Consider the following 25,111-nt stretch of genomic DNA (forward strand, 5'->3'; position numbering starts at 1 on the left):
TAGATGAAAATCTTTAGTCCTGCTTCGGTGGGACTTTTCATTTTAAGTACTTCAGCAAAAAAATCAAAAAACAAGTCAATAAACTAGAAACATTTCAAATTACAGCAATAAAGAAAGATTTTTCGCTAAAACAAAACTATAAACAAATGATTTATTTTGAATTTTGACACACCTTTACTATCTTTCGCACTCAAAAAATAAAAACCTTATACATTTACAAAATGTTAGAAGAAAAGAACGATAACCTATCTCTAAAAGAAACTGAGATAGATGGAAAAACAGCCAATGAATTGCAAGAAACAATTCAATCAGAAGCGTCTGTAGTAACAGAAAGTGAAATCAGTGATGCTGCAGCAGAAGAAAATACGGTAAACCCCGTTTCTGAAACAGTAATTCCGAATGAAAACGAAACAGACGAAAAGCAAAACGTGATAGACGCCATAGCTGAAACAAATGCTGAAGAAAGTGAAGATGAAACGCTAAAAGAACGTCATGATATTCCAATGCTTGATTATGATGCATTACCGATGGAAACACTTGTAAGTGAATTGAAAAATTTGGTTACAAATGAAAAAGTAATGTCAATTAAAGAGCATGTTGAAGAAATTCGAAAAGCATTTTTAGCCAAATACAATCACCTCATAGAAGAAAAAAGGGAAGAATTCAATCAGGAAAATCAAGATCCTAACGAAGAATTCCAATACCATTCTCCACTAAAATTAAAGTTCGATCAATATTATACAATCTACAAAGACAATAAAAACTTACACTTTAAGAGTTTGCAATCTAATTTGAAAACTAACTTAGAAATTAGATTGGCTATTGTAGAAGAACTAAAAGAATTAATCAATCCACAAGCAAACATCAAAGACACTTTAAATCATTTTAATGAATTAAGAGAAAGATGGAAAAATGCAGGTGCAATTCCAAAAGATAAATACAATCACGTTTGGAATAATTATCATTTTCACGTAGAAAATTTTTATGATTATTTGCACTTAGACAGAGAAGCAAGGGATATTGATTTCAAATACAATCTAGAGCAAAAGCTAAAAATCATTGCACGTGTTCAAGAATTACTTAAAGAAGCTGACATCAATAAAGCTTTTAGAGAACTTCAAGATTTACACAGAATTTGGAAAGAAGACATAGGTCCTGTTTCAAGAGAACATCGCGATGAAATTTGGAACCAATTTAGTGAACTAACAAAAAAAATGCATGATAAGCGTGAAGTATTGTTTGAAAACTTAAGAGGAACCGAGCTTGAAAACTTAGAAAAGAAAAAAGAAATTATTGCCAAAATTGAAGTTTTAGCTACCGAAAAAGTGAATGCACATTCGCAATGGCTAGCCCAAATCGAAAAAGTAGAAGCTTTACGTTCTGAGTTTTTCTCAGCAGGAAAAGTTCCAGCTGATGTTAACGAAGCTACATGGGCCGCTTTCAAAACAGCCGTTAGAAATTTCAATAGCTTTAAAAATTCTTTTTACAAAGACATCAAAAAAGACCAAAACGACAACCTGAACAAAAAAATTGCTTTGGTAAAGAAAGCCAAAGAACTACAGGAAAGTCTTGATTTTGCCAGCACTACTCCTATCATGAAACAAATTCAGGAGGAGTGGAAAAAAATTGGTCACGTTCCAAGAAAATACTCTGATAAAATCTGGAACGAATTTAGAGAAGCTTGCAATCACTATTTTGACAAATTAAAAGAACACAAAAGTGTTGAAAACGTTGACGAAGTAGAGGCTTTTGACAAGAAGAAAGCCTACTTAGAAACGTTGAGAGAATTCCAATTAACAGGAGATCACAAAACAGATTTAGATGCTATCAAATTGCATATTGAAACTTGGAAAAACTTCGGTAAAGTTCCTTTCCCAAGAAGACATATCGAAGGTAAATTCAATAAAATTCTTGATGCTTTATTTGAAAAATTAAGCTTAAGCAAAAAAGATACCGAAATGATGCGTTTTTCTAACAGAATGGATCATTTATCTGAAAGCAATGACACTAGAAAACTCGATAATGAGAAGATTTTCTTGATGCGTAAAATTGAAGAAGTACAAAATGAAATTTTCCAACTAGAGAATAACATTCAGTTTTTCACTAACACAAAAAACGCAAAAAAAGAAAATTCAATCGTATTGGAAGTTCGAAAAAACATTGCTATCCATAAAGAAAGCTTAGATGTTTGGAAAGAAAAACTAAAACAATTGAGAAATTTAAACATCGAATAAGTTTAAATTCACAAATAGATACAAAGCCTCAAACCTTAATAAGTTTGAGGCTTTTTTTATAAAATATATAATTTTAACCCGTTGGGTGAAATTGTTTTAACAACATAGAAACATAGAAAATAGTAATAATTTAAAGCGTTTGATAGACGTTTTACTTTTCACATAGCAATCTATGAGAAAAAATGGCACTATTTTCTAGCTATTCTTTGGCACTAATTATAAATCTATGTCTCTATGTGGTTCATTTTTTTTATTCATTTTAATTTCACCCAACGGGTTAATTTTAACTTTCATTTACCATAATACACTCCTTAAACAAAAACCTATTCTCTATTTTTGCAATATGAGAAAGTTTTGGAAATTTATCGTATTTACAGGGTTACTGATTCAGTTTAGTTTTGCCTATAGTGCAAATCACGATGCTACCATTTCTTTTAGAAAGGATAACAACACTTCATTCAGTAAAGAAAGTTTAAGCATTTCTCATTTCGTCCAACCCAGTATAGAAAGAAACAATCCTGACCTAAAACACAACAACCGTATTCCAGTCAATATAGACGACTCCAATACGACACTTCCATTATTTTCAAGTTTTAAAGAAAGTAATCTTAAAATAGTTTTATCAGATCAAGACATCGATCGATGTAGAAAAATCTCGATTTTACTTTTCCCCTTCCATTATTTTTGGTGATTTAATATCATGATTCCGTATTATAAAAGTTAAAACAACTTTTAAATCCTTCTTGTTTTCATCTGAATCAAGAAAATAAATCATTATATATAATTACAAAAAAAATAAAAAATGGACACATCAGTAACCATAATAGGTCTTATAATCACAATTTTAATAGGTATTCCGTTAACTTTAGTCTTCCGCTCCAATATAAATAATAGAGCAAAAATAAAAGAGATAAAGAAACAATACAGCCAAAACAATCGTTATAATTTTGAATTAACGGAAACACAGAACAAAAAAATTCTGTCCATAGACCAGAAGAATAAAGGCTTTCTATTTATTGATTTCAGTTATAAGAAAGAAACAGTTTATTTTGTGGATTTAACAAACATTATTCTGTGTACTCTACTGGAAACTACCAGAAGCAGATTAGGCACAATGGAAAAAGTCGAAATAGAACTGGTTCATAAGAACACCATGAAGAAAGAAATGATTCCAATCTATAATATCGAAAATCATTTTTTAGATTTCAATTGTTTGTTTGAAGACCATAAACTGGCAAAAAAATGGGTCGGTTTAATTAATGAAAGTCTATAAAAAACTCCACAAAGAGGTTCGAATGAACCTCTTTGTTTGTATATGACTATAAACGAATATGATAAATATCATTTTAATCCTAAAAAAGTCACCTTAATTTTGACATCATATAAAATGCATATTTATGAAGACCTCACTTATTCAAAAATACAATGTTCCTGGGCCACGTTATACAAGTTATCCTACGGTTCCATATTGGGATGAGTCAGGATTTACTAATGAAACTTGGATACAAACCCTAAAAAAATCATTTCAGGAAAGTAATGACGAAGAAGGCATTAGTTTATACATTCATCTGCCTTTTTGCGAAAGCTTATGCACTTTTTGCGGTTGCAACAAACGCATCACCAAAAACCACAATGTTGAAAATCCTTATATTGATGCCGTTCTAAAAGAATGGACACTTTACCGTGATATCTTGGGCAAAAAACCAAAAATTAAAGAAATCCACTTGGGCGGAGGAACACCAACATTTTTCTCCATAGAAAGCCTTGAAAAATTAATAAACGGAATATTCTCGCTTGCCGAAAAAGCTGAAGGTTATGAATTCAGTTTTGAGGGACATCCCAATAATACTACTCTTGCCCATTTGAAAAAGCTATATGATTTGGGTTTTAGAAGAGTGAGTTTTGGGGTACAGGATTATTCTGAAAAAGTACAAAAAGCCATTCATAGAATACAGCCTTTTCACAATGTTGCTAAGGTTACTTTTTGGGCAAAAGAAATTGGTTATACTTCAATAGGTCATGACATTATTTTTGGATTGCCTTTTCAAGAAGTTGAAGATATCGTGGATACTATCGAAAAGACAAACTCCTTACAACCAGATCGTTTGGCATTTTATAGTTATGCCCATGTGCCGTGGATAAAAGGCAATGGACAACGTGGATTTCATGATGAAGATATTCCTAAAGACGACGCCAAAAGAAAATTATACGAAGTTGGAAAAGAACTGCTTTTTGAAAATGAATACTATGAAATCGGAATGGATCATTTTGCCTTAAAATCGGACAGTTTATATCATTCGTTTGAAGACAAAAAATTACACAGAAACTTCATGGGCTATAGTTCCTCCAAAACTCAATTGATGATTGGTTTAGGTGTTTCCTCCATAAGCGACAGCTGGTACAGCTTTGCCCAAAATGTCAAAACCATAGAAGAGTATTACAAAGTACTAGAATCAGACGAATTACCTATTTATAGAGGGCATTTATTATCTACTGAAGATCTAATTATCAGGAAACACATTTTAAATCTAATGTGCCAATTTGAAACCAGTTGGGAGGATTCAGCAAATTATGTTTCTGAAATCCCAGAAATTGTATTTCAGCTAAAAGAAATGGAAAACGATGGCTTATTGATTATAGGTGACAACAAGATCATTATTACCGAAGAAGGAAAACCATATGTTCGCAACATTTGTATGGCCTTCGATTTAAGATTAAAAAGAAAAGCGCCAGAGACAGCATTATTTTCAATGACCATTTAAAAGAAAACTAAGGATATCTTAAAAGAATATCATATTAATTTAATTCACCTGTTTTTTAAAGCTCTTTTGGGCGTGCCCCTCCGTAAAAACTGCGGGTCGTGCTGTACGTTCCCGCTTTTTTTTGATTCCTCAAAAAAGGAATCAAAAAAAGAGCTCCACTGCCATCACTCACGCAAAAACAGGAACTTTTTAAACATTCAATATTATGAGATACCAAAAAAAAGCCAATTAATGACAATTGGCTTTTTCTTGTACAAACAAACTCATATTCGAGGGAGAAACATAAGGAATCCCAAGCCCAAGCCCTCTTAGAATAAATAATACACCTATTACAATCCCAACATAAGGAATTATTTTTTGAATTCTATTTCGAATGGGAACAGTGATAAACGAATTAATATATACCACCAAACTCATCAAAGGCACGGTTCCTAAACCAAAAAGCAACATATATAAAACTCCAAAACCGGCGCTTTGCATTGCAATTGCACCAAATAGAGCCACATAAACCATCCCACAGGGCAAAAACCCATTGAGCAAACCAATAATAAAAAGCGATTTGAAACTTTTGTTTTTGAAATGACTACCTAGACTTTGCTTAATCTTTGAAATCCAACCGTAAACCGGTTTCGAAAAATTATATTGGGCAAAAATCTTTTCGGGAATCAGGATCACCAAAATCATAGCCACCCCAATAAAAATAGAAAGTTGCTGTTGAATTCCTGCCAAAAACAAACCTCTTCCCAACAATCCAAAAAGCAAACCTATACTCCCATAAGCCGTTAACCGTCCCAAATGATAAGTGATGACTTGAATTGCTTTTTTGGCTGGATTATTTCGCTCTACAGGCAACATCATAGCAATAGGACCGCACATTCCTATGCAGTGAAAACTACTGATTAAACCAAATAAAAAAGCGGTGTAAAACATTGTGATTTTAGATTGCAGATTTTAGAGTGAAATGATTTGAAACTAATTTTTCTTCTCTATTTCTTTTCTATTTAATATAAATCTCTTGTTTGGTCAAATAAGACTTTCCTTTATATTTCCATTCCATATTGATATCCCATTCACCACCAATTAGCTTATCCTTTGCAATAAATAATGAGGCTGAATCAGTAAACGAAAGTGGCAATTGAAAATCAAATTTCTTATTGGAAGGCCTATATAAAGCAACAGTTCCTTTGATATATTTTGGTGCAAAATCAGCCGGAAAAACAATCGTAATACCATTAGCACCGACAGTAATTACAGGCTTCGACTTTAAATCATGAGCATTTTGGATGCGTGCCATTTCATCTTGAAAATGAACATCATGTTTATAATACTCTTCAACCACCAAATCATTATCATACTTACTATCTGACTGCACTTTTACCACAAAATACATAATGAAGCTTATAAACAAAGCGAAAGCAATCACAATATAAGTTCCCCAATTAATTTTCATTTTTATTCTTTTTAAAGATTTCTTCTAATTAAATTACTTTTTTTAAAATGTACTATAGCTAATCAAAACTGCGGGGGCTTAAAAAATTAGTATATGTTGTCTCAATTTTTTTATTTCCCTCATAGAGATCAATTTCCAATTTAGTTCTATCACTTTCCAACAAAAACCTATTGATTTCGATAAACATAGTTCCGCTGGTCATTCCTCGTTTTGGAACTTGTAATTCCTGAACACCAACTACTTTTAAAGTACCTTTAATTCCAACCAATTTAAAATTCATATCCTTAATATCATGATTCGTCTTATTGATAATCTTAAAAGTATATATGTTACTAATATTATCCCCTTTATGTTGAAACAATTGACCTGGTAATCTCAAAATGGTGGCTTCGACTTCGGTTCTTAAAAACAGCAAACCTGTAAGTACACCAACTAAAATAACCAATATTGCTGTGTAACCTTTCATTCTAGCGGTGAACTTAAATTTCGCTTTGGTTTCAATTTCATCTTCCGAAGCGTATCGAATAAGTCCTTTAGGCAACCCAACACCTTCCATTATTGTATCGCATTCATCAATACAAGCGGTACAATTTACACATTCGAGCTGAACTCCATTACGAATATCAATACCCGTTGGACAAACATGTACACATTGTTTACAATCTATACAATCACCTTTTCCCGAAGCTGCCCTGTCTTCCTGTTTATTGAATTTGGCTCTACCAACTTCTTTCTCACCACGAACAAAATCATAAGCAACATTTATTGATTTTTTGTCCAATAAAACTCCTTGCAATCTTCCGTAAGGACAAGCAATAATACAAACTTGCTCTCTAAACCAAGCAAAAACAAAATAGAAAACACTGGTAAAAATCAACAGTGACACAAAACTGCTCGAATGGGCTAAAGGTCCGTCTTCAATTAAACGAAATAATTCATCGCTACCGATAAGATAAGCTAAAAACACATTGGCAATTAGAAACGAAATCACTAGAAACGCAAACCATTTTAAAGCTTTCTTTCTAATTTTCTCTCCATTCCATTCTTGTTTCTCTAGGCGGATTTGTGCTCCCCTATCCCCTTCTATCCAATATTCTATACGACGAAAAACCATTTCCATAAAAATGGTTTGCGGACAAATCCAGCCACAAAATATGCGCCCAAAAATAACCGTAAATAAAATAACAAATACAACTCCAATAACCATAAACAGAACAAAAATATAGAAGTCCTGTGGCCAAAAAGGAAAGCTAAAAATATTAAAACGACGTTCCAAAACATTGAACATCATAAATTGATTACCGTTTATTTTTATAAAAGGATTAGCAACGAGAATAATCAATAAAAAATAGCTGACCCATTTTCTATATTCGTAAAACTTACCGGAAGGCTTTTTGGGATAAATATATTTTCTATGACCCTCCTTATCAATAGTCCCAATGGTATCTCTGAAAGATTCGTCTAGATTACTTGACATTTTTCTATTTTTAAAATACTAAAAAAGAGCTTTCTCAAAAGTATTGATTTTTGACAAAGCTCTTCATTCTAATATATCGTTAAATTATTATTTTACTTGAGTACTATCTGCAGCAGGAGCAGCAGCACTTGCTGGAGCATTCTCATCAACCCAAATTTCTCCGTCTGGTGCTTTCGGATCTTTAGGATTACTTCCTCTTAAAGAGATAACATAACTTGCAACCGCCTGAATTTCCTTCGGTTTTAAAGTTCCTTTCCAAGCAATCATTCCCTTACCATCTCGACCACCATTAGTAATTGTATGAAATAAGTTTTTAATTCCACCACCCAATATCCAATGATCATCGGTTAAGTTAGGCCCAATTTGTCCTCCTGCATCAGCTCTATGACAAGCTACACAGTTCGTAGTAAATATAGCTTTTCCTGCATCTAAATCTGCGGGATCTGTCAATAAAGTTACTGTTTTTTCGTCCATCAAATCGGGAGCTGTTTTCATATATTCAGCAACTTCAATTTTGGCTTGAGCCATTTCACTTTTCAATTCAGCTTCTTGGTCTGGCGCACCCATGATTTCAAAACGAACCAGATATATCACTGCAAAAATAATACAGGCATAAAATAAATAGACCCACCATGGTGGCAAATTGTTATCCAATTCCTTGATTCCATCATAATCATGATCCATCAATAATTGTTTTTCGTCTTCAATTGGCACTGTTCTTGTCAAACGTTGCATTAAGTTTTTGTACCAAATTTTATCTTTCAAACTTAAACTATCTTCATGAGCTAGTTTTGCTTTCTCTTCGTCTGTTAACAATCTATAAGTAATTGTGTTAACAGCATTCAATGTTATTTCGATTGCAATCAAAAGGAAAAGCAATACAAATAAAAAGACTGCAACCATTGGATACTTTATAAAAGCAGGACGATCTCCAGAGTCTATAAAATATTCCATCAATCCTAAGACTGAGAAAAATATGAAAAGAACTCTTATATAAGGTGGAATTAATTTTTTCATTATTTATATTTTTTGAAATTGTACAATTTAATCTTCTAATGGGATTTGACTTATTTCGTCTATCGTCTCTTTTTTATAGGAATAAACCCAAAGTCCTAAGCCAAGAAAAAAGAAAAAGAAAATCAGCAACGATACTATTGGAAAAATTGCTACACCTGCAATGGTCTCCATATTGTGTTTTATTTGTTCGAACATAACGTTTACTTTTTTGTTATTCTTTAACTTTAATATCAGTACCTAGTCTTTGTATGTAAGCAATCATTGCTACAATTTCTCTTTCATTCATTGGAACGAATTTTTCACCTTTAGCCAGAGCTTTTTTCTTGCTATCCTCATAACTTTTTACAAAATCAGGATCATTTTTAAGACTTTCTTCAATTGCAATAGCTTGTGTTCTTAAATCTTTCAATCCGCTTGCAACCTGAGCATCAGAATAAGGAACCCCCAGAGTTACCATCGCTTTCATTTTCTTTTCGGTCAATGAAATATCCATCGCTTTATTGTCAAATAACCATTTATAGCTTGGCATAATAGAACCAGCAGAAATACTTTGTGGACTCCAAAAGTGATTAAAATGCCAATTGTCATTGTATTTTCCACCAACTCTCAACAAATCGGGACCAGTACGTTTAGAACCCCACAAAAATGGATGGTCGTAAACAAACTCCCCTGCTTTAGATTGTGGTCCATAACGCTCTACTTCACTTCTAAAAGGACGAACCGATTGAGAGTGACAACCAACACAACCTTCACGAATGTATAAATCACGCCCTTCTAACTCTAAAGGAGAATATGGTTTTACACTTGCAATTGTTGGAATATTTGATTTTACCATAATGGTTGGAACGATTTGAATGATTCCACCAATTAATATTGCTACTGTAGCGAATATGGCCATTTTGATTGGTTTTCTTTCCAACCAAGAATGATATTTCTCTCCTCTAAGTCTTCCAGAACTAATCGTTTGTAATGCTGGAGCTTCTGCTAATTCATCTTCTACTTCTTCACCGGCTCTAACTGTTTGGATAATATTGTAAACCAACGTTAACATACCTACCAAATACATAGATCCTCCGATTGCTCTCATCCAATACATTGGCATGATTTGAGTAACGGTTTCAAGGAAGTTACCATAGGTTAAGGTTCCGTCTGGATTGAATTGCTTCCACATAGAAGCTTGCAAGAAACCAGCCAAATACATCGGCAATGCATATAATATAATCCCTAAAGTTCCAACCCAGAAATGGAAATTAGCCAATTTAGTTGAATACAAAGTAGTTTTTGTCATTCTTGGAATCAACCAATAAATAATACCAAAAGCCATAAAACCATTCCAAGCCAATGCTCCAACGTGAACGTGGGCAATAATCCAGTCTGTATAGTGTGCTATAGCATTTACATTTTTAAGAGAAAGCATTGGTCCTTCAAAAGTTGCCATACCATAACCAGTCATTGCAACAACAAAGAATTTTAAAACTGGTTCCTCACGAACTTTATCCCAAACTCCTCTCAAGGTCAGAAGTCCGTTAATCATACCTCCCCAAGATGGTGCAATCAACATTACAGAGAATACAACTCCTAAATTTTGAGCCCAGTTAGGTAAAGCAGAATACAACAAATGGTGAGGACCCGCCCAGATATATAAAAATATTAACGACCAAAAGTGGATAATTGACAATCTATAAGAGTACACAGGGCGATTGGCCACTTTAGGCACAAAATAATACATTAACCCTAAAAATGGCGTAGTCAAGAAAAAGGCAACAGCATTATGACCGTACCACCACTGTACTAACGCATCCTGAACTCCTGCATAAACAGAATAACTCTTCATTGCAGAAACCGGCAACTCCAAACTGTTAAAAATATGTAATACGGCAACCGTAATAAATGTGGCTAAGTAAAACCAAATGGCAACATATAAATGGCGCTCTCTTCTTTTTAACATCGTACCAATCATATTGATACCGAAAGCTACCCATATTAAAGCAATGGCAATGTCAATAGGCCATTCCAATTCAGCATATTCTTTTGAAGATGTATATCCTAATGGAAGTGAAATTGCAGCCGCAACAATAATTAATTGCCAACCCCAAAAATTCAGGTTACTCAAAAAATCACTATACATTCTGGCTTTTAACAATCGCTGAAGCGAATAATAAATACCCGCGAACATTGCATTACCCACAAAGGCAAAAATTACTGCATTGGTATGTAAAGGTCTTAATCTACCAAAACTCAACCATGAAATACCTTCGGTCATGTTTGGAAAAAGGAACATAGTAGCCAATATAAGACCTACTAACATTCCCACTACTCCAAATAGTATGGTAGCATAAATGAACTTCTTTACAATTTTGTTGTCATAATAAAATTGTTCCATTTCCATATTTATAATTGTTTTTAAAGTTGTTTAAAATTGGTAATTGTTAAAAAGATTAAAGAGTAATTTAACTCTTAATTTCTGATTTCTTTTGGGAAGATTTAATCAATTCATCGTCAAAAAGCATTCTGACCGATGGTGTATAGTCATCATCATATTGACCTGATTTTACAGCAAAAACAAATGCAATAAAAAATCCAATCGCGACGAAAATACTAATAGCAATAAGCAAATAAATTACACTCATAATCTTAATATTAAGTTAACAAAATTATAGGTATCACTATTTACAAAAAATGACAATTATCATATTTAATGTAATATGTTAAAAATATGAAAAAAAAACTAAACAATTCCCTGTTAAACTATTTTATTTTCCGCGAATAATAATTACTCATTATTGTGACAAAACTTACTATCGTGATGGTACTCAACGGCATAATAATCGCAGCAACTAATGGCAAGAGGTTTCCTGTAATGGCAAAAGACAATCCAACTACATTGTATAAAAGTGACAAAGTGAAGCTCATTTTGATGGTCGTGATGGCTTTTTTGGATAATTTTAAAAAATAATGCAACTTTTGAAACTGTTTTGCGTCCAAAATTGCATCACAGGCAGGAGAAAAAACATTCACATTTTCGGATATGGAAACTCCGACGTTGCTTTGTGCCAAAGCACCGGCATCATTAAGCCCATCTCCTACCATCATTACATTTTTGCCTTGTTCTTGCAGAGCTTTTATAAACTCAAGTTTTTGTTCGGGTTTTTGATTAAAAATCATTTGTGTACCCTTAGGCAAAATCGATTCCAGCAGACTACGTTCCCCTTCATTATCACCCGATAAAACTTTCAGCTGATATTCAGCGCTAAGTTTACCAAACAACTCGGATAAACCATCTCGATATTGATTGTTAAAAATATATTTACCGTAATATTCCTCACCAATTTTTATATGAACAGTCGTTTGCTTGATTTCGTCTTCCCTGTTTTCAACAATAAAATTAGCAGATCCTATTTGTATCGAAACTCCGTCAATCAACGCTTGAATTCCTTTTCCTGTTATCTCTTCGAATTCGTCCAATTTCAATCTTTTGGTTTCAGGCAAAAAATCATACAGCATTCTGCTCAAAGGATGATTTGAAGCACGAAGTACACTTTTTAATATTGCCAAATTGGATTCATCAAGTATTTTACCTTCATAGGAAATATTCGATTTTGCATTGGTGGTAATCGTTCCTGTTTTATCAAAAACAATCGTATCGACTTTGGCCAATTGTTCAATTACCAAAGCATTTTTGAGGTAAAAATGTTTATTGCCAAAAATTCGCAACATATTCCCCATAGTAAAAGGAGCAGTCAATGCCAATGCGCAAGGACAGGCGACTATCAATACAGCCGTAAAAACATTGAAAGCGGTATTGGCATCAAAAAATATCCAATATCCAAATCCTGCAAATGCTATAAGCAATAGAATTGGTGTAAAATAACGACTAATGCTATCAGTGATGGTTTTGTGTTTTTGTTCTACCTTCTTCTGAAAAACATCATTACTCCATAGTTGGGTTAAATAACTTTGGGAAACCGAATGCAACACTTCCATTTCAATCACTTTCCCTATTTGTTTTCCTCCAGCAAAAACTTTGTCTCCCGATTTTTTGGTTATTGGAACGGCTTCACCTGTAACAAAACTGTAATCAATTTCAGCTTTATCCGATATTAAAATACCATCAACAGGAATCAGTTCTTGGTTACGAATCAACAACCTATTACCTTTTTCTATTTCATAAACAGGAATACTTTCTTCAGTAGAGTCTGTATTTATTTTGGTTATGGCTATTGGAAAATAGGATTTAAAATCTCTTTCGAAACTAAGAAAACTATAAGTTTTGATTTGAAACATCTTTCCCAAAAGCATGAAAAAGATTAAACCGGTCAAACTGTCAAAAAAACCGGAACCATAATTCATGACAATATCAAAAGTGCTTCGAACAAACATTACGACAATTCCTAACGCAATAGGAATATCAATGTTCAGCATTTTTGATCGAATACTTTTATAGGCCGAAACATAATAACCACTTGCCGAATAAAAGAAAGAAGGTAAAGACAAGGCGAAAATTAATCCCCTGAAAAATGGGCGGTAATTATCCAACCAAAATTCCTTTACTTCAAAATACTCCGGAAAAGAAAGCAACATGATATTTCCAAAACAAAAGAAAGCAACTCCGAGTTTGTAAGTCAAACTTCTGTCAACATTATTTTTTCCCGTTTCATAATTATCTAAACTGATGTAAGGCTCATACCCTATTGAGCTTAATAAATAAACAATGTTTTTTAAAGAAACTATCTCGGGATTGTAATTTATTCGGACTTTCTTTTCAGGAAAATTAACCTGCGAAGTGTTTATTCCTTTTTGAAGACGTTGTAGATTTTCCAAAATCCAAATACACGAGCTACAATGTATGTGAGGAATGCTAAGTGAAATAATAGCGGTTGAATCTTCTTGAAATTCCAATAATTTTGAAACGATACTTTCATTGTCTAAAAAATCATATTTTCCGTTAATATCTTGTGGAGTGGCACCTGGTGATTTCTCAAAATCATAATAACAGGTTAAATCATTTAGGCTGAAAATTTCGTAAACAGTTTTACATCCATTGCAACAAAAATCTTTTTCGTCAAAAACAATTTGTTCTTCTTTTACTATATCTAAACCGCAATGAAAACAGTTATTTTTCTCCATAAATTAGGGGGGTGATTAAACAGATACAAAATTCACAAATTGAATATGCCTCAACTATGATATTTATCATATAAATGTATAACTTTGTACGTGAAAATCCAATTCCATTATGAGTAAATGTGAACAATGTATCGTGAGAGAGTTTAGTTCTTTGAAAGCGCTAAATAAAGACGAACTTATTAAAATTGCAGAATGCAAAACCTCTAAAACTATAAAAAAAGGAGAAACTATATTTGCGGAAGGAGAAAATGTAAACGGTATTTTTTGCGTTAAGGACGGGATATGTAAAATGACCAAATTAAGTCCTAACGGAAAAGACCAGATTGTAAAATTGGTCACTAAAGGAGAATTATTGGGACAACGTTCCATGATAAGCGACGAACCGGCTAATTTGAGTGCCATCGCTCTAGAAGATATGCAAGTTTGTTTCATTCCAAAAACTGAAATATTAGGGTTCTTCGATAAAAACAATCAGTTTTCAATGAATGTTATGAAAACAATTTGCGGCGATTTGAAATTGGCGGATGACCACATGGTCAATATGGCCCAAAAATCCGTAAAAGAACGTTTAGCCGAAACTTTGATTTATCTGCATGAAACCTTTGGAATAAATACTGACAAAACATTAAAAGTACAACTTTCAAGAGACGAATTGGCCAGTATGATAGGCACCGCAACCGAAAGCTGTATCCGATTACTATCCGATTTCAATAAATTAGGGTTGATTGAATTGGTGGGTAAAAAAATTGTTTTAAAAGACATTAATAAATTAAAAAAGATTGCTGATTAAAGTAATCTTTTTACTGCGTTCTAAATACTGCTTGAACCTAAAGCTTCTTCGCTTCATTCCAAAAGACATCCATCTCGGCAAGAGTCATATCCATCAAGGGCTTTCCTAGTTGATCGGCTTTACTTTCCAAGTATTGAAAGCGCTTAATGAATTTTTTGTTGGTTCGTTCCAATGCGTCTTCAGGATTAATATTCAAAAAGCGAGCGTAATTTATCATCGAGAATAAAACATCCCCAAACTCGGATTCCATTTTATCCTGGTTTCCGGCAAGCACCTCATCTTGTAATTCCTGCAGTTCTTCCTGGACTTTATCCCAAACTTGATGCGGTTCTTCCCAATCAAATCCCACTCCTTTAACTTTGTCCTGAATTCTACTGGCTTTCACAAGAGCTGGTAGACTTCTAGGAACTCCTTCCAAAACCGATTTTTTTCCTTCTTTTAGTTTTAGTTTTTCCCAATTCTGTTTTACTTCTTCTTCATCCTTAACAACTACATCTCCGTAAATATGAGGATGCCTGTGAATTAGTTTTTCGCAAATATCATTACAAACGTCTGCCATATCAAAATCGTTCGTTTCGCTGCCGATTTTGGCATAAAAAACAATATGCAACAATAAATCCCCTAATTCATTTTTTACTTCATTTAAATCATTATCCAATATGGCATCTCCCAATTCATAAGTTTCTTCAATGGTAAGATGACGAAGCGTTTGCAGAGTTTGCTTTTTATCCCAAGGACATTTTTCGCGCAAATCGTCCATTATGTCTAACAATCTTTTGAAGGCTTCGAGTTGATTTTGTTTAGAGTCCATTGTAAAAGTTTAAATGGGTTATTAAGTTTAAAAGTTTAGCTTTTTACTAAACGGAATTATTGTAAAAACAAGAAATCCTGCTCAGAAAAATCTGGGCAGGATAAATATACTGAATTTGTGCAAATTACTCTTTTTTAGCTTTTGCTTTTTTAGCAGGCGCTTTCTTTTCGGCAACAACCTCTTCTGCAACTGGAGCAGCTTCTTCCACAACAACTGGGGCATCAAAAACAAGCAAACCTTTTTCTTGAAGCATGTTGTACCAATTAACTATTTTCTTTACATCAGATGCATAAACTCTTTCTTCATCATACTCCGGCAATACTTCTCTAAAATAAGACAACAAAGTAGCATTATCTTCCTTATGTGAAATCGTTTGTCCATTGTTTTCTTTTTTGGCAATGCTTTGCATAATTTCAGCCAAAGGTTTTTCACCTTCATAAGTATAAATAGAAATTTCGGACAACAGACTTACATTGCTTTTCAAACTTACCGTGATTTTTTTCCCATCCAATAATGACTCAGCAACAAAACCTGTACGTGTCTGTACTTTTAAAACATATAAACCTGGTTTCCCTGAAATCGATAATATTTTCTCTAAACTCATTTTTATTTTTTTTATTTATTCTTTATTAAAAATCTGAATACTTACTACTGCTAACTGCTTACTTAAAAATTACCTCCCCTTTTTGGCAAAAAACTTCATTCTATAATCTTGAAATGTTTTCCCTTCGGTAATGTTTTTTAATTTTTTTTGGATCAAACGCTTTTTCAAAGATGATATTTTATCTGTAAATAAAATCCCTTCGATATGATCGTATTCGTGTTGAATAACCCTGGCAATCAAACCATCAAAAACTTCGGTTTTCATCACAAAATCTTCTTCACAATATTCAATGGTAATTGTTGGTTTTCTGTATACGTCTTCACGTACATCAGGAATACTTAAACAACCTTCATTAAAAGCCCATTCTTCACCTTCTTCTTTTATGATTTTAGCATTGATAAAAGTTCTTTTGAAACCTTTCAATTTATTTTGTTCCTTATCTTCCAAATCCTCATCATCACTAAATGGAGTCGTATCAATAACAAACAATCGCAATGACAACCCCACTTGCTCCGCAGCAAGACCAACTCCACTTGCATTATACATGGTTTCATACATGTTTGCAATAATTTCTTTTAAATTTGGATAATCTGGAGTAAGTTCCTCCCCTATTTTCCTTAAAACAGGATCACCATATCCTATAATTGGTAATATCATTTGATTTATTTTTATTAATACCTAGCGCAAATAAAGGAAAAAATCCACTTTATTAAGTTGGCAAAAGTAGTAAAAAAATAGATAATGAATAATCTACATTTGATAATTAGCATATTTTTGTACAATTGTATTGATAGGTTATATAAAATCTTACGAAGCCATTTATAACTTATCTTTGTATTAAATGAAATTCCATGATTACCAAAATAGAAAAATTCACTGATAGCACTTATTTCACGAATGCATTAAAAGCAACTATATCAGCAGTTCTTCCCGTATTGATATTTACCTATTTTGGCCTTTTTGAAATTGGTTTTGTCATTGCATTAGGTGCTTTTTTGACTTATCCTAGTGACATTCCAAGTAGTTTAAAGCATAAGATAAACGGAATTATTGTCACCGCTTTTCTAATAGCGGGAGTCAATTTATTAATCAATCTTACCTACCCCATTCCTTTTATTTTCTATCCTTTTTTCTCCATATTGGTATTCATATTAGCTATGTTATCTGTCTACGGACAAAGAGCTACTTTCACATCCTTTTCTGCTTTATTATCGGTATCATTATCTTTTTCCCATTTGCATACGGGAATGGAAATGGTTCAACATTCGGCATTAATACTTGCTGGGGGTTTGTTTTACCTAGTCATTTCATTGCTGTTTCATTACTTAAGACCGTATCGCTACGCCGAATTACAAGTTGCGGAATGCATCAAATTAACATCCAAATACTTAAAACTAAGAGGAGATTTATGGAACAGCATTGCCGACAGAAAAGTAATTCTCGAAAAACAACTGCATTTACAAGTCGAACTCAATGACATTCATCATAATATTAGAAGAGTACTTATTGGAAAACAAATAAATGCTGTCTCTTCCAACCAAAATAGAAAAATGCTAATTGTATTTATTTCCTTGGTAGAAATATTGGAGTTAGCGCTATCAACTTCATTCGACCATAATCGATTACATCAAAAATTTGAAAAGCATCCCAAAACATTAGCCACTTACCAAAATTTGGCTTACAATTTGGCTTCAACGTTAAAACAATTATCGAAAAACATTGAAAAAAGAACCAATTATATCCCCAAGCATAAATTATCCAACCATCTATTAGCTCTAGAAACTGCTATAATTGAGTACGAAAACGAGTTAGGAAAAGCAGAAGCTTCTGAGGGTGTTTTGATGCTAAAAACCATGATGGAATACGCCGAGAAACAAATCGAAAAAATCAAAGTAATTGAACGCGCTTTCACGTCAGTATCGAATACTTACGATTTTAAGGGAAAAGATAAAGATTTAGAAAAATTTTTAACTCCCCAATACTACCCAATAAGTACATTTATTCAAAATATAAGTTTTTCGTCTACTATATTTAGACATTCCTTACGATTAACGGTTGCTCTTATTTTTGGAGGTATTATAGGTAAATTTCTGGCATTTCAAAACGAATACTGGATTTTGATGACTATCATCATCATCATGAGACCGGGTTACGGGTTAACCAAACAGCGATCCATACAACGTGTTATTGGTACTGTCATTGGCGGTATCATTGCATTCAGTATTTTATCCTTAATGCCTACTCATTTTTTATTAAGCATTTTGGCAATATTATGCATGCTGCTTGGATTTTCTTTCACACAGACCAATTACACTGTAAGTGCCACTTTTGTAACCATGTATATTGTATTCTTGCATGGAATTTTATCACCTGATTTTTTAAATGTCATCCAATTTAGAATTGCGGACACTCTAACGGGAGCATTGCTCGCTTATTTGGCCAATCATTTTTTATGGCCATCCTGGGAATACATCAAAGCCCCGGAATACTTAAAAAAATCTATTATTGCCAATCGAGATTATTTGAAAGAAATTTTTATTTTTTATACCCAAAAAGGGGAAGTTACGACCTCATACCGTTTGGCAAGAAAAAATGCATTTATTGAAGTTGGAAACCTGATGGCTTCGTTTCAAAGAATGTCACAAGAACCAAAATCCAAACAAAAGAAAATAGTTCTCCTGTATAAATTAACAGAACTCAATCATTCCTTGCTTTCATCGACAGCCTCTTTAGGCACTTATATTCAATCCCACAAAACAACACCTTCTTCCAAAGCCTTGACAATTGTTGTCGAAAAAGTGGTTAAAAACTTAGAGCAGGCGATTGCCTATTTAAAAGGTGAGTCAGTTAATGATTCGAATGAAATTACAAAAGAAGAATTGGCTAATCGTTTTATAGAATTAAAAAACATTCGAGAAAGCGAACTAAAAGAGGGAAATCCTATTGACGAAGAAGCTTTTGCCTTAAAAATGCAGGAAGCACAATTGGTAATAGAGCAATTAATTTGGCTAACCAATTTATCCGAGGGAATTTTAAAAAACACTAAAAAACTAATGGAGGATTGAGTAAAAAAAGAATGACAGCTTTTGGTTTCTTTTATTCGAAACCAAAAACTGTCATTTAATATTTATTAACCTAAGGTGGTTGCAATTACTAATCATTGCAAAAATGCCAAATCTTTATCTTTAGCCCTGATCGTAACGGCATCCTTTTCTTTTTTTCTTTAAAAAAGAAAAGATATAGTGTAGAGCAGGTTCTATGTGACTAAAAAAGCCTTATGCTGTTGCTCCAAAAATCAACAATCAGTTTAGCTTAATTTTAAAACTTCGGCTGTATTTTTTCTAATAGTTGCCAATAGCTCTGGATTTTCATTTAAGGACTGACCAAAAGAAGGAATCATAGCTTTCACTTTTTCCTGCCATTCAGGAGAACTAAATTGCTCTGGGAAACATTTGCTCACCAACTCAACCATAATAGAAACCGCGGTCGAGGCTCCAGGAGAAGCTCCTAATAAAACCGCCAAAGTTCCATCGTGTGTATTGATAATTTCTGTACCAAATTCCAATTTCCCAATTAGCTCTTCATCTTTCTTAATAACTTGAACTCGTTGTCCTGCTCTTTCCAGTTTCCAATCTTTGGTTCTGGCATTAGGGACATATTCGCGTAAGGCATTCATTCTGTCTTTTGGAGATTGACGCACTTGCTCAATCAAATATTTCGTAAGTGGGATATTTTTATAACCAGCAACAATCATCGGAATTACATTATCCGGTTTTATAGACAAAGGCAAATCTGAATAAGAGCCGTTTTTTAAGAACCGCGTAGAAAATCCTGCAAACGGTCCAAAAAGTAATGCTCTCTCTCCATCAATCATTCGGGTATCAACATGAGGAACAGACATTGGTGGCGCACCTACACTCGCTTTTCCATATACTTTAGCTTGGTGTTTTGCAATTACTTCAGGATTTGTGCATTTTAGCCATTGTCCGCTAACAGGAAAACCTCCGTATCCTTTTCCTTCGGGCACATTTGCTTTTTCCAATAATGGCAATGAACCTCCACCAGCACCTATGAAAACAAATTTGGTATATACTTTTTTCTTTTGACCGGAAGCCAAGTCAGTGATTTTTATTCTCCAAGATTTGTCTTCGCGTTGTTTTAATTTTTTAACTTCATGGCTGTAGTGTATGGTAACATTGTCCAATTTTGTCAAATAAGCCAACATGTTTCTGGTCAATGTACCAAAATTCACATCAGTACCAATTTTCATTGAAGTTGCGGCTACTTTCTCATCTGGATTTCTGCCTTCCATTACTAACGGCATCCATTTTTGCAATTCGGAAACATCAGTACTAAAAATCATTTCGGCAAAAAGAGGATTTGATTGCAAAGCTTTGAACCTGTTTTTTAGAAAGTCAACATTTTTATCACCCCAAACAAAACTTATGTGAGGAATACTTTTTATAAAATCTTCTGGAGTTGGAAGTTTTCCGTCTTTGACCAAATAAGCCCAAAATTGTCTTGAAACCTCAAATTGTTCGGCAATACTAATGGCTTTATTTGGATTTATTGTTCCATCGGCACTTTCCGGAGTATAATTAAGCTCACAAAAAGCGGAATGTCCTGTTCCTGCATTATTCCATGCATCAGAACTTTCTGCCGCTGCAACATCTAATCTTTCGTAAATATCAATCTTTAAATCAGGTTGTAATTCTTTTAAAATTAAACCTAGAGTAGCGCTCATAATTCCAGCTCCAATTAAAACTACATCTGAATTGGATCGTATTGTTGTATCGGACATTTTTGTGTTTTTTAAGAAGTTGCAAAATTAACTCTAAAAACCACAAAAAAAAATTATTTTTTGGTTACAAAACACCCAAAAAACATAACAGTTTGTTAAATTAAGATTACTATTTTCGATTCAAATAATCCTGAAGCATGATAGTGGCCGAAATCTCATCAATAAGAGCTTTGTTTTGGCGCTGTTTTTTACTAAGACCACTATCAATCATTGTTTGAAAAGCCATTTTGGAAGTAAAACGCTCATCAACGCGAATGACCTTCATATCCGGAAAATGATTGGTAAAATGAGTTACAAATCCTTTGATTATTGAAGCACTTTCAGAAGGTTCTCCATTCATTTGTTTTGGCTCGCCAATAAGAACAGCTTCCACTTTCTCTTTAGCAAAATAATCTTTTAAAAAAGCAATTGCGGTTGGTGATGGAATCGTAGTCAATCCCGAAGCTATAATTTGCAATTCATCGGTAACAGCTATTCCTGTTCGTTTTTGTCCGTAATCTATGGAGAGTATTCTTGGCATTTATAATGATTTTTTGTGTTTGATAAATCCAAAAACAGAAATGCAGTTTTGGTCTGTATCAATATAGTAAACAGAAATGTATCCTTTAAAAACATAATCTCTTATGTTTTCGTCGTCATAATATCTCGATTTTTTGAAATGAAAAGGGTATTTTAAATCTTTCTTGATATTTTTGATTAAATCAACTTTAAACTTCTTAGCTGCTTGAGGCTTATCCTTTGAAATATATCTAATCTGTTGGTCTAAATCAAGTCTATAATCTTTAGTAATCTCAATTTTCATATTCAGAAATAGTAGCTTCAAGAAATGCATCTAATTCATCCAAAGAGCAACATTCGGCGGTCCCATTTTTAACTTTAGCCAAAGAAGCATCTAATTTTCTTTTATTTTCATCGAAATAAGGGTCTTCCTGAACAATTTTTAGTTCATCCGAAGAGAACGAGCTTAATAATTCCAAGATTTTTGCTTTTATGTTAGGCTGAAATTCTAATCGAATAGTTTCCATAGCTTTTTATTTATTACACAAATATACCACTTTTTAAACAAAAAAATATTTCACAAAACAAATCTCGAACAAGTTAAATCTATAACATTTTCCATACAATTTCTCTTTTTTGCTATTGGTTAAAAATGGTATCTTTGCCAAAAATCTATCAAAAATGAACCCATTACAAACTATAATAGAACAAGCTTGGGAAAACCGTGCTTTACTACAAGAAACAACAACTACTGATGCCATCAGAGAAGTTATAGAATTATTAGATTCAGGAAAATTGCGTGTTGCCGAGCCTGTTGGTGAAGGATGGCAAGTAAACGAATGGGTAAAGAAAGCCGTTGTGATGTACTTCCCTATTCAAAAAATGGAAACATTGGAAGCTGGAATCTTTGAATACAATGACAAAATGCTGCTAAAAAGAGATTATGCCGAAAAAGGAGTTCGTGTAGTTCCTGGAGCATCTGCTCGTTATGGTGCTTATATTTCGAGCGGTGTAATCATGATGCCAAGTTACGTGAACATTGGCGCTTATGTAGATGAAGGAACTATGGTAGATACATGGGCAACTGTGGGAAGCTGTGCTCAAATTGGTAAAAACGTACACTTAAGTGGTGGTGTTGGAATTGGTGGAGTATTAGAACCATTACAAGCAGCTCCCGTTATCATTGAAGATGGTGCTTTTGTAGGTTCTCGTTGTATTGTAGTTGAAGGAGTTCATGTAGGTAAAGAAGCAGTTCTTGGTGCCAATGTATGTTTGACAGCCTCAACAAAAATCATTGATGTAACTGGTGATGAGCCTGTAGAAATGAAAGGTTTTGTTCCTGCCCGTTCGGTAGTAATACCTGGAAGTTATACCAAAAAATTTGCTGCTGGTGAATTCCAAGTGCCTTGCGCTTTGATTATCGGAACTCGTAAACCATCTACTGATTTAAAAACATCTTTGAATAACGCTTTACGCGAATATGATGTAGCGGTTTAAAATCATTTTATTTTATAAAGAAAAGAGGTCTTATTTTGTAAAATAAGACCTCTTTTTATATCAACCAAAATTCAAAACATCAACTATTTTTTTTTTGAATTTTAATTAGTTTGGCATATTTCATATAAGAAAAGAAACCTTGAATCATAGAAATAGTCAATCCGTCTAGCCCATTCAAAATTCCTTTCTTAAAAAAGTAACAACGTATGAATGCAACTGCCCCATTCAGAATTGGTTTATACCCTGATATTCTTACTCCTTGATCAAAGAGTTGCTGTGCATGCCAGCTTGAATATTGATTTTTTTTGGAAATAATTTGTTCCAAAGAATCCCAGCCATAATGCAGTATGTGAACAGCAACTTTCTTTTCATTGGTCGCAACTATAGTTTGGTGCACTTTTGAATCAGATGGATTTGCCGACTTTTTATTAAAAAACCGTACTTTATGATCTGGATACCAACCTGCAAAATCAATTAACTTATCACCCAAAAAATTTTTTATTCTAAAACTAAAGGCATCATAATCCCCGTTTAGGTATTTCTCTTTTAAAATAAAATCTTCAGCATCTGCGTCCAAAAACTCATCAGCATCCAAATTAAGAATCCAATCATTTTTACAAAAAGGTAAACCATGAGTACGTTGAGGACCATCTCCCAAAAAAGGCTGTTCAATGACTATTGCCCCTTTAGCTTTAGCTATCTCAACTGTTCTATCTTTACTCAAAGAATCGACTATAATTACTTCATCACAAACTCTAAAAAGTGCATCAATACACTTTCCTATCATTTTTTCCTCATTAAAAGTAATAATCAAACCACTTATTGCCATCGTAATATTTATTTGCTGCTACAAAAATATAGTTTTTCCCACTAGATTACTCCATTTATAATCTAGCTCCCACAAATATCTATAAATACTTTGTATTTTAGCACTCAAATTAAGTTTATTCAATATGAGAATTTTAGTTATTCAGCAAAAAAGAATTGGTGACGTGCTTACAAGTACAATAATATGCAATAATTTAAAAAAGCAATTTCCTTTATATACAATTGATTACATGTGTTATACCAATAGTCTTGACGTTTTAATCGGAAATCCAAATATTGACAACGTAATACCATTATCCCATAAAGTTAGAAAAAACTATTTCTCTCTATTTAGGTTTATTTTTGAAATTAGAGCTAAAAAATATGATGTTGTAATTGATGTTTACAATAAATTGGAAACAAATCTAATTACAATGTTTGCTGGTTCCCATATTAAAATAGCTTACCACAAATGGTACACTAAATTGTTTTATACACATAATTTAAAACGTTTTGAAAATACCGACACGCCAAAATATGGATTCGCCATTGACAATAGGCTTTTATTATTGGAGCCACTAAATCTAGATCAAAATAAAATAGACCCCCATCCCAAATTATTTGTGAGTCCTGAAGAAAATGAAGCAACAATTTTGCTTTTTGAAAAACACAAAATAAACAGAAGCAAAAAAACGATAATGATTAGTCTACTAGGAAGTGAGAAAAACAAAACCTATCCTCTAGAATACATGGTGAAGGTTGTTGAATATGTCGCAAACCATAAAGACGTAACAATACTTTTTAATTATTTTGAAAATCAAATTGAGGATGCCAAATCTATTTATAATTCCTGTTCACAAGAGACTCAAGAAAAAATACATTTTGATTTATTCGGTAAAGATTTGAGATCATTTATAGCTATAATGAATCAATGTGATTTAATTATTGGTAACGATGGGGGAGCGATCAATATGGCCAAAGCATTAAACAAACCTGCTTTTACGATTTTTTCTCCTTTTGTAGAAAAGAAAATTTGGGCAACTTTTGAGGATGGAATAAAAAATATATCTGTTCATTTAAAAGATTTCAAACCTGAGCTATTTGCTGATATTAATCACGATGAGATAAAGAAAAACCACACCTCTTTATATCAACAACTTTCTCCAGAACTTTTTAAAGACAAAATTGATTTTTTCATAGACAATAATTAACGATACGACTAAGCCTTATTAAATA

General features: G+C 33.1%; 24 protein-coding genes. 8 read left to right on the forward strand and 16 right to left on the reverse strand.

Annotated elements, in window-relative coordinates; translation table 11 throughout:
• Positions 1-221: 221 nt before the first annotated feature.
• The 4 genes from HQN62_RS14965 (at position 222) to hemN (ending at position 4,996) form a co-directional block, all read left to right on the forward strand.
• Entirely contained in the window at positions 222-2,234 is a 2,013-nt protein-coding gene (locus tag HQN62_RS14965) for a DUF349 domain-containing protein (RefSeq protein WP_173504981.1), read from the forward strand.
• A gap of 343 nt (positions 2,235-2,577) precedes the next feature.
• On the forward strand, positions 2,578-2,925 hold the full coding sequence (locus HQN62_RS14970) for a hypothetical protein (RefSeq protein ID WP_116797656.1): 348 nt from the start codon (positions 2,578-2,580) through the stop codon (positions 2,923-2,925).
• A gap of 111 nt (positions 2,926-3,036) precedes the next feature.
• On the forward strand, positions 3,037-3,507 hold the full coding sequence (locus tag HQN62_RS14975; RefSeq protein WP_173504982.1) for a hypothetical protein: 471 nt from the start codon (positions 3,037-3,039) through the stop codon (positions 3,505-3,507).
• Between the two features lie 124 nt (positions 3,508-3,631).
• Positions 3,632-4,996 carry an oxygen-independent coproporphyrinogen III oxidase gene (gene hemN, locus HQN62_RS14980; RefSeq protein ID WP_173504983.1) on the forward strand — a complete coding sequence of 455 codons (1,365 nt, stop codon included), beginning with the start codon at positions 3,632-3,634 and terminating at the stop codon, positions 4,994-4,996.
• A gap of 228 nt (positions 4,997-5,224) precedes the next feature.
• Here the strand turns inward: hemN and HQN62_RS14985 are convergent, their stop codons facing one another.
• The 8 genes from HQN62_RS14985 to HQN62_RS15020 all read right to left on the reverse strand — a co-directional run bounded on the left by HQN62_RS14985 (position 5,225) and on the right by HQN62_RS15020 (position 14,067).
• Entirely contained in the window at positions 5,225-5,926 is a 702-nt protein-coding gene (locus tag HQN62_RS14985) for a sulfite exporter TauE/SafE family protein (protein WP_116797653.1), read from the reverse strand.
• A gap of 67 nt (positions 5,927-5,993) precedes the next feature.
• Positions 5,994-6,446 (reverse strand): FixH family protein, encoded by a 453-nt coding sequence (locus tag HQN62_RS14990; RefSeq protein ID WP_173504984.1) that lies wholly within the window; start codon positions 6,444-6,446, stop codon positions 5,994-5,996.
• A gap of 58 nt (positions 6,447-6,504) precedes the next feature.
• Positions 6,505-7,923 carry a cytochrome c oxidase accessory protein CcoG gene (gene ccoG, locus HQN62_RS14995; protein WP_173504985.1) on the reverse strand — a complete coding sequence of 473 codons (1,419 nt, stop codon included), beginning with the start codon at positions 7,921-7,923 and terminating at the stop codon, positions 6,505-6,507.
• 87 nt (positions 7,924-8,010) lie between these two features.
• Positions 8,011-8,940 carry a cbb3-type cytochrome c oxidase N-terminal domain-containing protein gene (locus HQN62_RS15000; protein WP_173504986.1) on the reverse strand — a complete coding sequence of 310 codons (930 nt, stop codon included), beginning with the start codon at positions 8,938-8,940 and terminating at the stop codon, positions 8,011-8,013.
• Positions 8,941-8,967: 27 nt separating this feature from the next.
• Positions 8,968-9,135 (reverse strand): CcoQ/FixQ family Cbb3-type cytochrome c oxidase assembly chaperone, encoded by a 168-nt coding sequence (locus HQN62_RS15005; protein ID WP_116797649.1) that lies wholly within the window; start codon positions 9,133-9,135, stop codon positions 8,968-8,970.
• A gap of 16 nt (positions 9,136-9,151) precedes the next feature.
• Positions 9,152-11,329: a cytochrome-c oxidase, cbb3-type subunit I gene (ccoN, locus tag HQN62_RS15010; RefSeq protein WP_173504987.1), complete on the reverse strand. Its 2,178-nt coding sequence runs from the start codon at positions 11,327-11,329 to the stop codon at positions 9,152-9,154.
• Positions 11,330-11,390: 61 nt separating this feature from the next.
• A complete protein-coding gene (gene ccoS / locus HQN62_RS15015) occupies positions 11,391-11,570 on the reverse strand; it encodes a cbb3-type cytochrome oxidase assembly protein CcoS (protein WP_100430019.1) in 180 nt (59 codons plus the stop codon).
• A 118-nt stretch (positions 11,571-11,688) separates the two neighbouring features.
• Complete coding sequence (locus HQN62_RS15020) at positions 11,689-14,067, reverse strand: heavy metal translocating P-type ATPase (RefSeq protein ID WP_173504988.1); 2,379 nt, start codon at positions 14,065-14,067, stop codon at positions 11,689-11,691.
• Between the two features lie 109 nt (positions 14,068-14,176).
• On the opposite strand from HQN62_RS15020, the gene HQN62_RS15025 reads away from it, so the two are divergent.
• Positions 14,177-14,857 carry a Crp/Fnr family transcriptional regulator gene (locus tag HQN62_RS15025; protein WP_173504989.1) on the forward strand — a complete coding sequence of 227 codons (681 nt, stop codon included), beginning with the start codon at positions 14,177-14,179 and terminating at the stop codon, positions 14,855-14,857.
• A gap of 37 nt (positions 14,858-14,894) precedes the next feature.
• Here HQN62_RS15025 and mazG read toward each other — a convergent pair whose 3' ends face one another.
• The 3 genes from mazG to def all read right to left on the reverse strand — a co-directional run bounded on the left by mazG (position 14,895) and on the right by def (position 16,929).
• Positions 14,895-15,668, reverse strand: a complete 774-nt coding sequence (gene mazG / locus HQN62_RS15030) for a nucleoside triphosphate pyrophosphohydrolase (protein WP_173504990.1) — start codon at positions 15,666-15,668, stop codon at positions 14,895-14,897.
• Between the two features lie 124 nt (positions 15,669-15,792).
• Positions 15,793-16,272 (reverse strand): DUF5606 family protein, encoded by a 480-nt coding sequence (locus tag HQN62_RS15035; RefSeq protein WP_116797644.1) that lies wholly within the window; start codon positions 16,270-16,272, stop codon positions 15,793-15,795.
• Between the two features lie 69 nt (positions 16,273-16,341).
• On the reverse strand, positions 16,342-16,929 hold the full coding sequence (gene def / locus HQN62_RS15040) for a peptide deformylase (protein ID WP_116797643.1): 588 nt from the start codon (positions 16,927-16,929) through the stop codon (positions 16,342-16,344).
• A gap of 194 nt (positions 16,930-17,123) precedes the next feature.
• On the opposite strand from def, the gene HQN62_RS15045 reads away from it, so the two are divergent.
• A complete protein-coding gene (locus tag HQN62_RS15045; RefSeq protein WP_173504991.1) occupies positions 17,124-19,337 on the forward strand; it encodes an FUSC family protein in 2,214 nt (737 codons plus the stop codon).
• A 242-nt stretch (positions 19,338-19,579) separates the two neighbouring features.
• Here the strand turns inward: HQN62_RS15045 and HQN62_RS15050 are convergent, their stop codons facing one another.
• From HQN62_RS15050 to HQN62_RS15065, 4 genes are all read right to left on the reverse strand, one after another.
• A complete protein-coding gene (locus HQN62_RS15050) occupies positions 19,580-21,073 on the reverse strand; it encodes a malate:quinone oxidoreductase (RefSeq protein ID WP_173504992.1) in 1,494 nt (497 codons plus the stop codon).
• A 109-nt stretch (positions 21,074-21,182) separates the two neighbouring features.
• Positions 21,183-21,593 carry a Holliday junction resolvase RuvX gene (ruvX, locus tag HQN62_RS15055; protein ID WP_173504993.1) on the reverse strand — a complete coding sequence of 137 codons (411 nt, stop codon included), beginning with the start codon at positions 21,591-21,593 and terminating at the stop codon, positions 21,183-21,185.
• A complete protein-coding gene (locus HQN62_RS15060; RefSeq protein ID WP_173504994.1) occupies positions 21,594-21,875 on the reverse strand; it encodes a type II toxin-antitoxin system RelE/ParE family toxin in 282 nt (93 codons plus the stop codon). It abuts the gene before it with no gap.
• Positions 21,865-22,098, reverse strand: coding sequence for a hypothetical protein (locus HQN62_RS15065; RefSeq protein ID WP_173504995.1), 234 nt, complete (start codon positions 22,096-22,098; stop codon positions 21,865-21,867). The genes HQN62_RS15060 and HQN62_RS15065 overlap by 11 nt, the downstream gene beginning before the upstream one ends.
• 154 nt (positions 22,099-22,252) lie before the next feature.
• Between HQN62_RS15065 and HQN62_RS15070 the strand changes: the two genes are divergently transcribed.
• Positions 22,253-23,068 carry a 2,3,4,5-tetrahydropyridine-2,6-dicarboxylate N-succinyltransferase gene (locus tag HQN62_RS15070; protein WP_173504996.1) on the forward strand — a complete coding sequence of 272 codons (816 nt, stop codon included), beginning with the start codon at positions 22,253-22,255 and terminating at the stop codon, positions 23,066-23,068.
• Positions 23,069-23,147: 79 nt separating this feature from the next.
• On the opposite strand, the gene HQN62_RS15075 is transcribed toward HQN62_RS15070, so the two are convergent.
• On the reverse strand, positions 23,148-23,897 hold the full coding sequence (locus tag HQN62_RS15075; protein ID WP_116797638.1) for a glycosyltransferase family 2 protein: 750 nt from the start codon (positions 23,895-23,897) through the stop codon (positions 23,148-23,150).
• A 124-nt stretch (positions 23,898-24,021) separates the two neighbouring features.
• Between HQN62_RS15075 and HQN62_RS15080 the strand changes: the two genes are divergently transcribed.
• Positions 24,022-25,086 (forward strand): glycosyltransferase family 9 protein, encoded by a 1,065-nt coding sequence (locus HQN62_RS15080; protein ID WP_173504997.1) that lies wholly within the window; start codon positions 24,022-24,024, stop codon positions 25,084-25,086.
• Positions 25,087-25,111 lie beyond the last annotated feature (25 nt).

The sequence above is a fragment of the Flavobacterium sp. M31R6 genome (assembly GCF_013284035.1).
In the GTDB taxonomy this organism is placed as follows: domain Bacteria; phylum Bacteroidota; class Bacteroidia; order Flavobacteriales; family Flavobacteriaceae; genus Flavobacterium.

What these genes read in the sequence shown, in the direction of transcription:
- HQN62_RS14965 (WP_173504981.1), top strand. Translation starts at nt 222, where the DNA reads ATGTTAGAAGAAAAGAACGATAACCTATCTCTAAAAGAAACTGAGATA.
- HQN62_RS14970 (WP_116797656.1), top strand. Translation starts at nt 2,578, where the DNA reads ATGAGAAAGTTTTGGAAATTTATCGTATTTACAGGGTTACTGATTCAG.
- HQN62_RS14975 (WP_173504982.1), top strand. Translation starts at nt 3,037, where the DNA reads ATGGACACATCAGTAACCATAATAGGTCTTATAATCACAATTTTAATA.
- hemN (WP_173504983.1), top strand. Translation starts at nt 3,632, where the DNA reads ATGAAGACCTCACTTATTCAAAAATACAATGTTCCTGGGCCACGTTAT.
- HQN62_RS14985 (WP_116797653.1), bottom strand. Translation starts at nt 5,926, where the DNA reads ATGTTTTACACCGCTTTTTTATTTGGTTTAATCAGTAGTTTTCACTGC.
- HQN62_RS14990 (WP_173504984.1), bottom strand. Translation starts at nt 6,446, where the DNA reads ATGAAAATTAATTGGGGAACTTATATTGTGATTGCTTTCGCTTTGTTT.
- ccoG (WP_173504985.1), bottom strand. Translation starts at nt 7,923, where the DNA reads ATGTCAAGTAATCTAGACGAATCTTTCAGAGATACCATTGGGACTATT.
- HQN62_RS15000 (WP_173504986.1), bottom strand. Translation starts at nt 8,940, where the DNA reads ATGAAAAAATTAATTCCACCTTATATAAGAGTTCTTTTCATATTTTTC.
- HQN62_RS15005 (WP_116797649.1), bottom strand. Translation starts at nt 9,135, where the DNA reads ATGTTCGAACAAATAAAACACAATATGGAGACCATTGCAGGTGTAGCA.
- ccoN (WP_173504987.1), bottom strand. Translation starts at nt 11,329, where the DNA reads ATGGAAATGGAACAATTTTATTATGACAACAAAATTGTAAAGAAGTTC.
- ccoS (WP_100430019.1), bottom strand. Translation starts at nt 11,570, where the DNA reads ATGAGTGTAATTTATTTGCTTATTGCTATTAGTATTTTCGTCGCGATT.
- HQN62_RS15020 (WP_173504988.1), bottom strand. Translation starts at nt 14,067, where the DNA reads ATGGAGAAAAATAACTGTTTTCATTGCGGTTTAGATATAGTAAAAGAA.
- HQN62_RS15025 (WP_173504989.1), top strand. Translation starts at nt 14,177, where the DNA reads ATGAGTAAATGTGAACAATGTATCGTGAGAGAGTTTAGTTCTTTGAAA.
- mazG (WP_173504990.1), bottom strand. Translation starts at nt 15,668, where the DNA reads ATGGACTCTAAACAAAATCAACTCGAAGCCTTCAAAAGATTGTTAGAC.
- HQN62_RS15035 (WP_116797644.1), bottom strand. Translation starts at nt 16,272, where the DNA reads ATGAGTTTAGAGAAAATATTATCGATTTCAGGGAAACCAGGTTTATAT.
- def (WP_116797643.1), bottom strand. Translation starts at nt 16,929, where the DNA reads ATGATATTACCAATTATAGGATATGGTGATCCTGTTTTAAGGAAAATA.
- HQN62_RS15045 (WP_173504991.1), top strand. Translation starts at nt 17,124, where the DNA reads ATGATTACCAAAATAGAAAAATTCACTGATAGCACTTATTTCACGAAT.
- HQN62_RS15050 (WP_173504992.1), bottom strand. Translation starts at nt 21,073, where the DNA reads ATGTCCGATACAACAATACGATCCAATTCAGATGTAGTTTTAATTGGA.
- ruvX (WP_173504993.1), bottom strand. Translation starts at nt 21,593, where the DNA reads ATGCCAAGAATACTCTCCATAGATTACGGACAAAAACGAACAGGAATA.
- HQN62_RS15060 (WP_173504994.1), bottom strand. Translation starts at nt 21,875, where the DNA reads ATGAAAATTGAGATTACTAAAGATTATAGACTTGATTTAGACCAACAG.
- HQN62_RS15065 (WP_173504995.1), bottom strand. Translation starts at nt 22,098, where the DNA reads ATGGAAACTATTCGATTAGAATTTCAGCCTAACATAAAAGCAAAAATC.
- HQN62_RS15070 (WP_173504996.1), top strand. Translation starts at nt 22,253, where the DNA reads ATGAACCCATTACAAACTATAATAGAACAAGCTTGGGAAAACCGTGCT.
- HQN62_RS15075 (WP_116797638.1), bottom strand. Translation starts at nt 23,897, where the DNA reads ATGGCAATAAGTGGTTTGATTATTACTTTTAATGAGGAAAAAATGATA.
- HQN62_RS15080 (WP_173504997.1), top strand. Translation starts at nt 24,022, where the DNA reads ATGAGAATTTTAGTTATTCAGCAAAAAAGAATTGGTGACGTGCTTACA.